The following is a 13853-nucleotide window of genomic DNA, read 5'->3' as shown; positions in this document are numbered from 1 at the left end:
GCCCGGGCCTCAGCCCTCGGCTCCGGCCGCGTCGTCCGCCGCCAGTGGCTCGGGCGCGTCACCCGGCTCCGACTCCAGTGGCGCGGCCGGTGCCGTCCATGTCTCCAGGACCGCCTCCGGCACCTGGACCGTGCGCAGCACGCCGTCGCCCAGGTGCAGCATTCCCCGCCCGACCCGGCCTCCGCCCAGCCTGCTGCGCGGGATCTTCGCGCCGATGAGGTCGCCGTCGCTGACGTTCTGTGGACTGAGCAGCATGCCCTGCCGGTTGCGCCGCATGTCCGCGCTCCAGCCCGAGTACGCGGAGGAGATCCGGTCGAGCTGGCCCGACGCGATCAGCCCCTGCTTGGTCTCGGCCCCGGTCCGCGCGATCCGGTTGAGGATGTCCTCGGCCTGGGTCTGGAGCAGCAGGTCAGCGTCGTCCAGGATCACCACGGCTCCGCCCGGGGCGCTGCCGAGGACGTCCTCCAGGGCCTCCGGATCGATGTCGGCTCCGTCGAAGACGGCGAGCACCCCCGGCCGGCCCGCCAGGTCCCGCAGCGGCGAGCGGCGCGGGGCCCCGACCACGACCGGCGTGCCCGCGTCGATGAGTGACAGGGCCATGGTCAGCAGCACGGTGCTGCGGCCCGAGCGCGCCGGTCCGGCCACCAGGAAGGTGGGCGTCAGCGTGAAGTCCGGCCCCAATGCGACGAGTTGGTCACCACCGACGGCGGCCATCGCCCACATCGCCCCCGGCTGACCGCCCGGCTGCCCGCCCGGCCGGTAGGCCGAGGCCTGCTCGTACGTGAGCCGGTCGGGCAGGACGTCCACCCGGAACGGGCGTGCCGCATCGGGGAGTTCGGCGTCCCGCTCCAGGCACGCGGCGGCGATCCGCTGGACCTCCGCGGCCTGCCCCTGCCCGCTCGCGTCCTCGCCGAGCAGGGCGATCTGGACCTCGCACTTGTCGGCGGCCCGCAGCGCGCGGCCGCTCGGGATGTCGTCCGGTACCGACCGCTGGTTGACGCCGATCATGGCGTACTCGGACTTCTCGTTGAGGCGCAGCACGAGCTTGTCCTCGGTGGTCGAGCTGATCCGGGACGCGAAGAGCGAGCGGTCCCCGGCGAGCACCACGTGGATGCCCACGCTGGAGCCGTCCCGGAGCAGGGCCGACACCCCGTCGTACAGGGCGCCGCCGTCGTACTCCCCGAGGGTCTTCTCGAACACCTCCCAGCGGTCCAGCAGCACGAGGACGTGCGGGGGCCGCTGGCCGGGCGCCAGCGCCCGGCGCAGTTCCGGCAGGTCGGCGGCGCCCCGCGCGGCGAGTAGCTCCTGACGGCGGGTCACCTCCTTCGTCAGCCGGGACAGCAGCCGCGCCACCCGCTCGGGCTGGCTGCGCTGGACCACGGCCCCGCAGTGCGGCAGCGACTCCAGCGTGAGCAGCGCGCCGTTGCCGCAGTCGATCCCGTACAGGTGCAGATCGGCCGAGGAGACGGCCCGGGCGGCGCTGCCGGCGATGGTGCGCAGCGTCTGGGACCGGCCGGCCCGCGGGGAGCCCACGATGTGCAGGTGCCCGAGGGTGGCGAAGTCCAGCACCAGGGGCCGCTGCGCCTGGTCCTCGGGCACGTCCACCAGGCCGTACGCGACCGGGGGAAGGTCGTACGAAGCACTCGGGGCCACGACTGGGAGGGCCTCGGGGACCAGCACGGTCGGCAGCGCGGGCAGCCACGGGCTGTGCTGGGGCGGGATGTCCATGTCCCGGTTCGCGCCCCGGATCGCCTCGACGAGATCGGCGAGGTCCGTGATCGCGTCCTCCTCCCGCTGCCGCGTCCTGCCGGGACGCGAGGGCAGCGGCTGACCGAGCTGGTTCCAGCCCAGGGGCACCACCCAGGGGGCGGGCGCCGACTCGGCGGCGGTGCCGGGCCTGCGGCCGCCTACCCGGCCCGCCTGGAAGGGGACGAGGGAGTTCTGGCCGAGGCGGACGTACGCCCGGCCCGGGGTGCCCTTGGAGATGCCCGCCGCCTCCGGCGAGGTCAGGACGTCCTGGCTCTCGGAGCTGTCGGTCACGCGCAGGGCGATGCGCAGGTTGGTGTTGGCGCGGATCTCGGGGGAGACCACGCCGCCGGGGCGCTGGGTGGCCAGGATCAGGTGGATGCCCAGGGAGCGGCCCCGCTGGGCGATGTTGACCAAGCCCTTCACGAAGTCGGGGAGGTCACGCACCATCGAGGCGAACTCGTCGATCACGATGAGCAGCCGGGGCATCGGCGCGCGGCCGTGATCGCGCCGCAGCAGGTCGATGTAGTCCTCGATGTCCTTCGCGCCGGCATCGGCCAGGATGTGCTCGCGGCGCTTGAGCTCGGCGGACAGCGAGGTCAGCGCCCGCTCCACCAGGTGGGCGTCCAGGTCGGTCACCATGCCCACGGTGTGCGGCAGTGACACGCAGTCCTTGAACGCGGAGCCGCCCTTGTAGTCGACGAGCACGAAGGTCATCGCGTCGGGGCGGTTGGCGACGGCGAGCGAGGCGACGATGGTCTGGAGCAGCTCGGACTTGCCCGACCCGGTGGTTCCGGCGACCAGGCCGTGCGGCCCGTCCCGCTTGAGGTCGAGCGCGAACGGGCCGTCGAGCGATACGCCCACGACCGCCGAGGTGGTGCGCCCGCCCGTCGTCCAGCGGGCGGCGATCTGCTCCGGCGTCGGCGTGTCCAGCGCGAGGACGTCGAGCAGCCGCGCGGCGCCGGGTAGTACCGCGCTCTCCTCGTCGGCCCCGCCGGTGTCCCGCACCGGGCCCAGGGCCCGCGCGACGGACCGGCACCAGTCGGGTGAGACGACATCGGGCCGCACGCCCGGCACGGTGGCCGAGCCGGACAGCCCCACCCGCAGCGAGCCGTCCCGCTCCTCGACCACGACTGCCTGGCACTCCTCGGGCAGCAGCCGCTCCTCGGCGTCCAGGCACACGGCGTGCACCCCGACGGCCGGCCCGTCGCGCAGGATCTGCACCACCCCGGGCAGCGACCGCAGCCGGCGCGCCCCGTCCAGGACGACGAGCACGTCCGGCTCGCGGACGACGGCGCGGGAGTCGCGGCGCGCGTCCGTACGGGCTGCGATGAGCGCCGTCAGCTCGGCCACCCGACGCGCGGAGGTCTCCGTGTCGGTGCCGATCGTGGCCAGTACGTCGCCGGAGTGCTGACGCACGTGCGGCAGCCAGCGGACCCAGGTCCACGCGTCCTCGCCGCCGCCCTGGCCGGTGGTGAGCACGTACAGCAGCAGGTCCTTCGGGCTGTGCAGCACGGCCGCCTGGGCCGTGACCCAGCGGGCCAGCGAGCGGGCGGCCGGGCCCTCGCCGGAGATGCCCAGCACCTTGTGCTCGCGCAGGGCCACCGTGACGGGCACGTCGAGCGCCACCCACGACACCTTGCGCCGGTGCTCGTCCCGCGTCGGGTCGGTCAGTACGACGGCGGAGGCCCGGTCGGTGGTGCCGACCCGCAGTTCCAGGAAGTCGGTGTCGGAGGTCCGGCGCTCCCACAGCCGGCGCCGCGGTCCCACCGCGGTCAGCAGCACGGTCGCCGGGTCCGGGAAACCGGCACGACGCGCGGTGCGCTCGGCGACCAGGGCCTCCTGGGCGTCGGCCTCGATCCGGGCCTTCTTCTCGTTGTACTCGGACAGCAGCTCGGCGTACGTCTGGCGGCCGCTGCGCTTGTTGTACCAGTGGTTGGCGAACAGCGAGACCGGCGACAGCAGGCCGAACAGCAGCATGTACAGCCGGCCGAAGATGAACACGCCGGCCACGGCCATCACCAGCGGCAGCATCGCCGCGATGTACGGCAGCGGGCGCTTGGGCGGCTCCGTGGGCGGGCTCGGCAGGGTGAACTTGGTCTCGGGCACCGGCGGCCGTAGCCGGGGCGGCCGGTTGTAGTCCCAGCCCGCGCCGTCCTCGGACCGCTGGACGGCGGCGTCGGGGCCCTCCGGAGTGAAGAGTTCGAGCAGGCTGCCGCCCACCAGGAGCTGACCGCCGACCGGCCAGGCCTGATCGTCCTGGAGCGGGACCCGGTCCAGCTCCAGCGGGCCGGACCCGGTCTGCGGGGCCGTGAGCAGGCAGCGCCCGCCGGGCCCCACGCGCAGGGAGGCGTAGGTGTGGTCCGGGGTGCCCCGCACGATCTGCGGGAGCCCTTCTGCGGAGAGCCCGACCCGGTAGTCGCCCATGTCGAGCCGGTGCACCGCTCCGGAGCCCCGCCCGCCGACGGTCCGTACCTCGACCAGTCCGCCGGGTTCGGCGGGTGCGGGCTCGGCCGCGCGGCCGAGACCCACGACGGCCGCGTCCCGCAGGGGGGAATCCCGTAGCGGCAGGTCGGCGGGCAGGCGTACGCCGTCCATCTGCAGGCCGAACGCCGGGGCAGGCAGCGGCCGGCCCCCCGCCTCGGCGATCGCCTCGGCGATCACACCGATCGGGGTGTCGGGGTCGGCTTCGAGCCGGATGTCGTAGGCGTCGCCCACGTCATCGACGACGGTGAAGATCAGGGGCACGGGATTCCTCCTGGGAGGACAGGACCGACGGGGGAGCGGCAGCGGGCCGGACGCGGCCCGTGCGCACCGGGGCCTACGGGCGCGGCCGTCAGGTGGTTCACCGGTGGCGACCGGGGGTGAACCGTCCGCCGTTCGGGGCGTGAACCGTCCGCCGCTCGGGGGTGAACCATCCGCCGCCGGGCCTCGTAACTGCCCGACGAGGCTCCCCGCAACGCACGTGACTGATGAAGGTGATCGCGATGAACCTGCTTGTCGTCCTGGCCGTGGTGATCGGCCTGGCCCTGATCGCCGCTCTCGTGGCGCTGGTCCGCAACGAACTGCGGCCGAGGTCGGCCGCCCCGCCCCGGTCGGCCGCCGCCGTCTCGGGGCGCGAGGCGCTGGACGCCATCGACCTGGGGCTGCGCCGGCTCGACGCGGAATGCACGCGGGCCGGGCGCCATCTGCCCGATGTATACGCCGTCACCTACGCGGAGGACCGTCTGCTGCTGAGGCTGACGGTGGCCGACAAGAACCCGCCCGCCCCGTGGGAGGCGGACGACACGGGCGAGGAGTGGACCGCGCCGCCCGCCGAGCTGTCGGCGGGCATGGGAGCGGTGGAACTGTCCTCCGCCGCCCAGCCCTTCCCGCTGGCGGTGACCGTCGGGATCGAGGCGGGCGAGCGCGTCCTCATCGACCTGTCGCGGTCCTCCGCGCCGATCGCGGTGACCGGCGACGGCGAAGGCGTACGGCAGTTGGTGCGCGCCCTGGTCACCGAGCTCATCACCGGGCCGGTCGGGCGGCGGGCGGAGGTCACCCTGGTGGGCTCGGCGGCGACGGCGGAGATGACGATGGGGCTGGGGCTGATGTCGGCCCGGCTGCACACCGTGGCCACCCTCGACGAGGGGCTGAGCGCGGGACCGGAAGGAGCCGGGGCGCGGACGGGCGCCTCGTCTCCGGCGGTCACTCAGGTGTTTCGGATGATCGAAGGACGCGGGCCGCTCGGTGTACAGGGCCGCGTGCCCCGGCTGTTCGTGCTCCACGCCGCGCAGTTCACGGAGGAGCGGGCGGCCATGGCGGGCCTGCGTGAGGCCGACGCCCTGCTGGTGCTCGGTGAGGCACCGGACTTCTCCTGGCGCTTCGACGTCTCCGCCGACGGCTCGCTCGACACCGGCGCGCTCGGGCTGCGGATCGCGGTGCACGCCGGCCGGCTGCTGTCCTGACCGTGGTGCGCCGCGCCCTCATACGGTGCTCAGGCCGCGGCTGCTGAGCCCGTCGCGCAGGGCGCGCATCGCGTAGTGCGTACGTGATTTGACGGTGCCGGGCGGTACGCCGAGGACGCGCGCCGTCTGGTTGACGCTGTGGCCCAGGTAGTAGACGTGCAGGAGGACCTCGCGCTGGAAGGGCGCCAGGTCCCGCATCGCGTCGACCACTACCTGGGTCGTCAGCGCGTGGTCCACCCCGTCGGCCACGGGCAGGTGTGAGATGTCCGGCTCCCCGTCCTCCGTGGGCCGGGCCCTGCGTTCGCGGTAGCCGTCTATGACGAGGTTGCGGACGACGTGGAAGAGCCAGGGCCGCAGGCCCTCGGTGGTCGCATCGAGCTTGGCGGAGTGCTGCCAGGCGCGGAGCGCGGCCTCCTGGAGGACGTCCTCGGCGCGGTGCCAGTCCCCGCCGAGCATCCGGGCCGCGAAGCGGAGCAGCACGGACCCGTGTAATGCGTACAGTGCCCGCAGGAACTCCTCGTCGGGTTCCGTCGAGCGGGCAGGACTATATGTGGATTCGGGCATGGCGGATCCCTCCGTGGCACTTCGGATGACGGTCATCGCCCGGAACCGGCAGGTCGTGCCCATGTCCACGAGCGGTACCAGAAGTTCTACGGCGATCCGGGCACGCCGAACGGGTCCGTTCCGACACGCATCACGACCGAACCTGACCGCTTGTGCGGCACCGGACCGGGCCGTCCACGTCCGGTGTTGCCACTGTGGCGGCTCGGCTCCGTGCCCGATCAGGTCCCGCCGTTGCCCGTTTCGCTGCCCGGTCGCGCTTCGGCCCGTGACCGAACCGGGCCTGGAGGCGGGCCCGGTTCGGTCTTCGGCCGGTCAGCTCGCGATCAACGGGCCGCCTGCAAGCGGTCGTTGGCCCGTCCGTCTACCGGGAGGGCTCGCGCGCCGCGAGTGCGGCGATCTCGGCCGGGGTCAGCGCGCGGTCGTAGACGTGCACGTCGGCGATGGCCCCGGGCCAGAAGTCGGTCGGCTTGCCCTGATACTTGCCGCGTCCGATGACGAGATTTCCGGCGGGCTTCTCGGGGTTGTCCGGGGCCAGCACCTCTCCGGCCGCCACCCCGTCCACGTAGACCCGCAGCTTCTTCTCGCTGTGGCTGTACGTGCCGACCAGGTGGTACCAGCGCCCGAGCTTCGGCGCCTCCACCAGGTTGGCCAGGGCCCTGGCATTGGAGAAGCTGAAGGAGAAGCGCCTGTAGTCGGCGACGTACTGGAGGAAGAAGACGCTGGACCCGGCGCCGTCGAGGGACACCGCAGTACGGAAGCCGTCGGCGTCGAGGCGAACCGCGGCGGCCGCCGAGTAGTCGCGGCCCACCGTCTCGACGATCGGGGCGCCGGCGTCCGCATAGCCGCTGGTGCCGTTGAGGAGGAGGGCCCCGCCCTGCTCACCCTTGGTCCAGCCCGCTCCGTCCTTGAGGTCTGCCGGGTGTTTGCCGGCGGCGTCCCGGGCCACGCCGCCCGACTTCTCGTCCGTGGGCCACCACCCGATGCCCTTGAGGGCGGGCGGGGCCGGTTTGGCCGTGCTCTTCGAGGGGGCCGCGGACTTCGAAGCCGCCGTCAGTGAGGGTTTCGGCCCGGGCTTCGCCTCGGCGCGGGTGCCCCCGTCGATGTTGGTGACCACGAATGCGAGCGCGACGGCGAGTGCCGTGATCACTCCGATCAGCGACCAACGCATGGTGTTCCGGCGCTGTGCCATGGGCCTCTCCTGGTGTTCCGGCGGGTCGGATACGTGCGGTCTGGCTGACGTAGCCGCGGGGGAACCGGTTCACCCGAGAGGCCCGCGATGGCGCGATTCGGTCCCTGTTCACCTCTTGACGGGCAGATCTCTCGGAATGTTTCCTCAACAACCCCTGATCAGATCGGAGTTGCCACTTGTGCGAAACGGGCCCAGACGGGCGCGCTCTTGTGTGGAACGGACCGGGCTGCGCCGGTGCGGCAGGGGTATAAAAATCGGGCAGGCCCATTCGGGCGCCGGATGCCCGAACGGGCAAGGGAGGGTGGTCGTTGCTATGCGTTCGGAGGAACGGCACCAGAAACTGCTGACCTTGGCCCGCCGGGAAGGCCGCATCGAAGTCGCGGGAATGGCAGCCGACTTCGGGGTCGCACCGGAGACCATCCGGCGGGATCTCAGCGAGCTGGAACGGCGTGGTCTGGTCCGGCGCACGCACGGCGGGGCCTATCCGGTCGAGAGCGCCGGTTTTGAGACGGACCTGGCCCGGCGGGTCACCCTGCACGTGGAGAACAAGCGCCGGATTGCGGCGGAGGGGGTGAGACTGCTCGGCGGAGCCGAGACGGTCTTCGTCGACGAGGGCTACACGCCGCAGATACTGGCGTCCCTGCTGCCCACCGACAGGCTGCTGACGGTGGTGACGGCCTCGCTGTCGACGGCGGCGGCGATAGCCGATTCGCCCAACACCACGGTGCTGCTGCTGGGCGGCCGGGTCCGAGCCCGGACACTGGCCACCGTGGGCTCGTGGGCGGCGGCCATGCTCTCCGGATTCGTCATCGATCTCGCCTACATCGGTTCGAACGGCATCTCACGGGAGTTCGGCCTCACCACTCCCGACCCCGTGGTGGCCGATGTGAAGGCCAAGGCCCTGGAGGTGTCGCGGCGACGCGTCTTCATGGGCCACCACGGCAAGTTCGGGGCCAGCAGCTTCTGCCGCTTCGCCGAGATTCCGGACTTCGAAACGATCATCACCGATACCGGCCTGTCCACGGCGGAGGCCCATCGCTACTCCCTGCTGGGCCCGCAGGTCATCCGGGTCTGACCGGGCGGCCGGTACCCCTCGGCCGGTACCCGTCCACCCACCATCAAACTGCACGTCAGTGCAGGTCAGCACGCACCCCGACATGGGTTGATCTGGCATGCCCATGGCGAAATGAAGGGATGTTCCCCGTGATGAACAGAAGAAACACCACGAGTGCCGCCGCGGTCCTGCTGTGCGGCACGCTCCTCGCCGGCTGCTCGGGAGCGGGTGGAGCGGGCGGGGGTTCCGCCGCGCGCTCCATCAACGTCCTGATGGTCAACAACCCGCAGATGGCCGATCTCCAGAAGCTGACGGCCGACCACTTCACCAAGGACACCGGGATCAAGGTCAACTTCACGGTCCTGCCCGAGAACGACGTACGCGACAAGATCAGCCAGGACTTCTCCAGCCAGGCCGGCCAGTACGACGTCGCGACGATCAGCAACTACGAGACGCCGATCTTCGCCAAGAACGGCTGGCTCGCCCCCCTCACCGAACGGGCAAAGGGGGACGCGGAGTTCGATCAGGCGGACATCCTGCCGGCCCTGGAGAAGTCCCTCACCGCCTCCGGCGAGATCTACGCGGAGCCGTTCTACGGGGAATCGTCCTTCCTGATGTACCGAAAGGACGTCCTCGCCGCCAAGAACCTCACCATGCCCGAACACCCCACCTGGCAGCAGGTGGCCGACCTGGCCGCCGCCGCCGACGGCGCCCAGCCCGGAATGAAGGGCATCTGCCTGCGCGGCCAGCCCGGCTGGGGCGAGGTGATGGCCCCCGTCACCACCGTCGTGAACACCATGGGCGGCACCTGGTTCGACAAGGACTGGAACGCCAAGCTCGACAGCCCTGAATTCGCCCGCGCGGTCGGCTTCTACGTGGACCTGGTGCGCGCGCACGGAGAAGCCGGCGCACCCCAGGCGGGCTTCACCGAATGCCTCAACGACATGACCCAGGGCAAGGTGGCCATGTGGTATGACGCCACCTCGGCCGCAGGCGCTCTGGAGGCCGCCGGCTCACCGGTGGCCGGCAAGCTCGGCTACGCACCCGCGCCCGTGGAGAAGACCAGCAGTTCGGGATGGCTGTACACCTGGGCCTGGGGCATGCAGAAGGCGAGCAAGAACCAGGACGACGCCTGGAAGTTCATCTCATGGGCCTCCAGCTCGCGCTACGAGACCCTCGTCGGCGAACAGCTCGGCTGGTCCCGGCTCCCCGCGGGCAAGCGCACCTCGACCTACGTCAACCCGAAGTACGTCGAGGCCGCGGCCGCCTTCGCGCCGGCCACCAAGGAAGCCCTCTCCGCCGCCGACCCGGCGAACCCCGGCGTCCAGCCCCGCCCCGCACCCGGCATCCAGTTCGTCGGCATCCCCGAGTTCACCGACCTGGGCACGCAGGTGTCCCAGGAGATCAGCGCCGCCATCGCGGGCAAGACCAGCGTGGAAGAGGCCCTGCGCAACGGCCAGGCCCGGGCCGAGGCAGTGGCCGCCAAGTACCGGGGGCGATGACATGGCCGCACCGCCCCTCACCCGTCCCGCCACCACCGTGGGACGGCGGGCGCCAGGACGGGGGGCGGCCGGCCCCCCGCGCCGCCGCCCGCCCGGCGCCTGGTCCCGCCGCGCACCCCTGCTGCCCGCCCTGATCTTCCTGATCGTCGTCACCCAACTGCCGTTCGTCGGCACCCTGGTGATCTCCTTCATGCGCTGGAACGCGCTCGACCCGGACGACCGGGGGTTCGGCGGGCTCTCCAACTACAAGGCCGCGATCACCGACCCCGACCTGCGCGCGGCCCTGCTGACCACCGTCGTCCTCACGGCCGTCGTGGTCCTCGTGAGCCTCCTGCTCGGGCTGGGGCTCGCGCTCCTCCTCGACCGGAGGTTCTGGGGGAGGGGCGTCGTACGCACCATGCTCATCACCCCGTTCCTCATCGTCCCCGTCGCCGCGGCCCTGCTGTGGAAGCACGCGCTGTACAACGCCTCGTACGGATTCATCAACGGGTCCCTGACCTGGCTGTGGTCCCTCTTCGGCAGCGACGGCGCCCCCCAGCCCGACTGGATGTCCGCGCTGCCGCTCGTCGCCGTCGAGGTGTCGCTGATCTGGCAGTGGACCCCGTTCATGACGCTCATCCTGCTCGCGGGACTGCAGAGCCGCCCGCCGGACATCGTCGAGGCGGCCCGCGTCGACGGAGCGGGCACCTGGCAGGTCTTCCGCCACCTCACCTTCCCCCACCTGCGCCGCTACCTCGAACTGTCCGCCCTGCTCGGCAGCATCTACGTGGTCCAGAACTTCGACGCCGTCTTCACCCTCACCTCCGGCGGGCTCGGCACCGCCAACCTGCCCTACACCGTGTACGCGACGTTCTACCAGGCACACGACTACGGCCAGGCGTCCGCCGAGGGAGTGATCATCGTGGTCTGCACGATGGCCATCGCCACCTTCGCGCTGCGCACGGTGTCGTCCCTGTTCAAGGAGGAGACGCTGTGAAGGCAGTGATGGTGAAGGCGGGCGGCGTGAGGACGGACACCCGGAAGTATCTGCCGCGCCGCGGCATCTGGGGCCTGCTCGCCTGGGCCTGCGGACTCCTCTTCTTCCTTCCGTTCGCCTGGATGGTGCTCACGTCCCTGCACAGCGAGCCGGACGCCGCCACCAACCCGCCCAGCCTGGGTGCCGGCCTCACCCTCCAGGGCTACCGCGAGTTCTTCGGGTCGGGCGCTGGCGTGACCCCCTGGCCGCCCCTGATCAACTCCCTCACCGCCAGCCTCGCCTCCACCCTCCTGGTACTCGCCCTCGCCGTACCGGCCGCGTACGCCCTGTCCATCAAGCCCGTGCGCAAGTGGACCGACGTCATGTTCTTCTTCCTCTCCACGAAGATGCTGCCGGCCGTCGCAGGGCTGCTCCCCGTCTACCTCATCGCCCAGAACACCGGCCTGCTCGACAACGTCTGGCTGCTCGTCATCCTCTACACCTCCATGAACCTGCCGATCGCGGTGTGGATGATGCGCTCCTTCCTCGCCGAAGTGCCCGTCGAGATCCTGGAAGCCGCGTCGATCGACGGCGCGGGACTGCCCACCGTGCTGATGCGCATCGTCGCCCCGGTGGCCGCCCCCGGGATCGCGGCCACCGCCCTGATCTCCTTCATCTTCAGCTGGAACGAGCTGCTGTTCGCCCGGGTGCTCACCGGGGTGGTCGCCGGAACCGCGCCCGTCTTCCTGACCGGCTTCGTCACCAGTCAGGGACTGTTCCTGGCCAAGGTGTGCGCCGCGGCCGTCTGCGTCTCCCTGCCGGTGCTCATCGCCGGATTCGCCGCCCAGGACAAACTGGTCCAGGGCCTGTCCCTTGGAGCAGTCAAGTGAAAGCCGCCGTGATCCACGCACCCGGCACCGTATCGGTCGAGACCGTCGACGATCCCGCCCCCGGCCCCCGCGACGTGGTCGTCAAGGTCGCGGCCTGCGGCCTGTGCGGCACCGATCTGCACATCCTCCAGGGCGAGTTCGCCCCCAGCCTGCCCCTGGTCCCGGGCCACGAGTTCGCGGGCGAGGTGGTCGCCACCGGCTCGGCGGTCACCGAGCTGCGCGCCGGCGACCGGGTGGCGGTCGACCCCTCCCTCTACTGCAACGAGTGCCACTACTGCCGGCTGGGCCGCAACAACCTGTGCGAGCGCTACGCCGCCATCGGCGTGACCACGGCCGGGGCCGCGGCCGAGTTCGCCGTCGCACCCGTAGCGAACTGCGTCAAGCTCCCCGACCACATCCGTACCCAGGACGCCGCCCTGATCGAGCCGCTGTCCTGCGCCGTGCGGGGATACGACGTGCTGAGCAGTCGCCTGGCCCGTCACGTACTCATCTACGGCGCGGGCACCATGGGCCTGATGATGATGGAACTGGCCAAGCGGACGGGGGCGTCCACGGTGGACATCGTGGACATCAACGCCGAACGACTCTCCACCGCACACGAGTTGGGCTGCACCCACACCGCAACCGCTGCGGCCGAGATCGAACGGCCGCGCGGCTGGGACGTGGTCATCGACGCCACCGGCAGCGAGCGGGCCATCCAGGACGGCCTCGGACGTGTCGCACGCGGCGGTACCTACCTCCAGTTCGGCGTGGCCGACTACGCGGCCCGCGCGATCATCGAGCCGTACCGCATCTACAACCAGGAGATCACCATCACCGGCTCGATGGCCGTCCTGCACAGCTACGAACGCGCCGCGGACCTCTTCGCCGCGGGCGTGCTCGATCCCGAGGTCTTCATCAGCGACCGCCTGCCCCTGGCCGACTACGCCGGTGCGCTCGACCAGTTCCAGGCGGGACGCGGCCGCAAGATCCTGGTCATACCGTGACGGGCGGCTCGCGGCCGATGCTGGTCATCGGGGAGGCCCTCGTCGACGTCCTCGCCCCGCCGACCGGGGCGCGCAGCTCCCGGCCCGGGGGCAGCGCGGCGAACGTGGCCCTGGGCCTGTCCCGGCTCGGCCATGCGGTACGGCTCGCCACCCGCATCGGTGACGACGCTCCCGGCCGGCAGATCCGCGAACACCTCGAACACAGCGGGGTGGAGCTGGCGAAGGGATCCGTCACCGGCGCCCCCACTTCCCGCGCCGTCGCCCGCCTCGCCGCCGACGGCTCGGCCACGTACGAGTTCGACCTCACGTGGAACCCGGACCCGGCGGTGGTGGACGGGGCATACGGCTCCACGCCGGTCCATGTGCACACCGGCTCCCTCGCCACCGCCCTCGGCCCGGGCAACTCCCTGGTCGTCACCGCGGCCAAGAGGCTCCGGGCCGTGGCCACCCTCTCGTACGACCCCAACCTGCGGCCGGCGCTCCTGTCGGAGCCCGAGCGGGAGCGGCCCGGCGTCGAGCGGATGGTCGCCCTGAGCGACGTGGTCAAGGCAAGCTCCGAAGACCTGGCGTGGCTTCATCCCGGCGTGGATCCTCACCTCATCGCCGAGCGCTGGGCGCTGACGGGGCCCTCGCTCGTCGTCCTCACCCTCGGCGGGGAAGGCGCCACGGCGTTCTGGCGCCACGGCAGTTACCGACTGCCGCCGTCACCCGTGGACGTCGTGGACACGGTCGGGGCGGGCGACGCCTTCATGGCGGGACTGCTCAGCGGGTTGCTGCACACCGGCCTCCTGGGCGTCGGCCCGGCGGATACGACGGCCGCGGCGCGCTCCCGCCGCGCACTACGCGGGGCCACCGCCTCTGCCCGGCTCCCGGAGGCCCTCGGACCGGCCCTGACCTTCGCCGCCCGGGTGGCCGCCCTGACCTGCTCCCGCCACGGCGCGGACCCGCCGACGCGGCGCGATCTGGGATGACACATTCCGGACGTGCCGCCGTACAGGCTGACGGCGGGGCGGCACGCGC

10 protein-coding genes are annotated in these 13853 nt (G+C 71.9%); 7 read left to right on the top strand and 3 right to left on the bottom strand.

From position 1 onward, the window contains the following. Window positions 1-9: 9 nt before the first annotated feature. Window positions 10-4494, bottom strand: coding sequence for an FtsK/SpoIIIE domain-containing protein (locus OG247_RS01360; RefSeq protein ID WP_327250408.1), 4485 nt, complete (start codon window positions 4492-4494; stop codon window positions 10-12). 239 nt (window positions 4495-4733) lie between these two features. Here OG247_RS01360 and OG247_RS01355 point away from each other — a divergent pair, with 239 nt between their 5' ends. Then, a complete protein-coding gene (locus OG247_RS01355) occupies window positions 4734-5693 on the top strand; it encodes a hypothetical protein (RefSeq protein ID WP_327250407.1) in 960 nt (319 codons plus the stop codon). Between the two features lie 18 nt (window positions 5694-5711). Here the strand turns inward: OG247_RS01355 and OG247_RS01350 are convergent, their stop codons facing one another. Beyond that, window positions 5712-6257 (bottom strand): sigma-70 family RNA polymerase sigma factor, encoded by a 546-nt coding sequence (locus OG247_RS01350; protein ID WP_327250406.1) that lies wholly within the window; start codon window positions 6255-6257, stop codon window positions 5712-5714. A 361-nt stretch (window positions 6258-6618) separates the two neighbouring features. Next, on the bottom strand, window positions 6619-7446 hold the full coding sequence (locus tag OG247_RS01345; protein WP_327250405.1) for a LamG domain-containing protein: 828 nt from the start codon (window positions 7444-7446) through the stop codon (window positions 6619-6621). Between the two features lie 313 nt (window positions 7447-7759). Here OG247_RS01345 and OG247_RS01340 point away from each other — a divergent pair, with 313 nt between their 5' ends. The 6 genes from OG247_RS01340 (at window position 7760) to OG247_RS01315 (ending at window position 13804) form a co-directional block, all read left to right on the top strand. Next, window positions 7760-8521, top strand: coding sequence for a DeoR/GlpR family DNA-binding transcription regulator (locus OG247_RS01340; protein ID WP_327250404.1), 762 nt, complete (start codon window positions 7760-7762; stop codon window positions 8519-8521). Between the two features lie 119 nt (window positions 8522-8640). Next, window positions 8641-10002 (top strand): ABC transporter substrate-binding protein, encoded by a 1362-nt coding sequence (locus OG247_RS01335; RefSeq protein ID WP_442813195.1) that lies wholly within the window; start codon window positions 8641-8643, stop codon window positions 10000-10002. 1 nt (window position 10003) lies between these two features. Beyond that, on the top strand, window positions 10004-10978 hold the full coding sequence (locus tag OG247_RS01330; RefSeq protein ID WP_327250403.1) for a carbohydrate ABC transporter permease: 975 nt from the start codon (window positions 10004-10006) through the stop codon (window positions 10976-10978). Window positions 10979-10986: 8 nt separating this feature from the next. Next, the gene (locus tag OG247_RS01325) at window positions 10987-11847 is read left to right on the top strand and encodes a carbohydrate ABC transporter permease (protein ID WP_327257300.1); all 861 of its coding nucleotides are present in this window, start codon (window positions 10987-10989) and stop codon (window positions 11845-11847) included. Continuing rightward, the gene (locus OG247_RS01320) at window positions 11844-12833 is read left to right on the top strand and encodes a zinc-dependent alcohol dehydrogenase family protein (RefSeq protein WP_327250402.1); all 990 of its coding nucleotides are present in this window, start codon (window positions 11844-11846) and stop codon (window positions 12831-12833) included. The genes OG247_RS01325 and OG247_RS01320 overlap by 4 nt, the downstream gene beginning before the upstream one ends. Beyond that, window positions 12830-13804, top strand: a complete 975-nt coding sequence (locus tag OG247_RS01315) for a carbohydrate kinase family protein (protein WP_327250401.1) — start codon at window positions 12830-12832, stop codon at window positions 13802-13804. The genes OG247_RS01320 and OG247_RS01315 overlap by 4 nt, the downstream gene beginning before the upstream one ends. Window positions 13805-13853 lie beyond the last annotated feature (49 nt).

This window comes from Streptomyces sp. NBC_01244 (assembly GCF_035987325.1).
In the GTDB taxonomy this organism is placed as follows: domain Bacteria; phylum Actinomycetota; class Actinomycetes; order Streptomycetales; family Streptomycetaceae; genus Streptomyces.
Note: the sequence above shows the minus strand (reverse complement) of the source record. Positions and strands in the feature narration are given on the sequence as shown.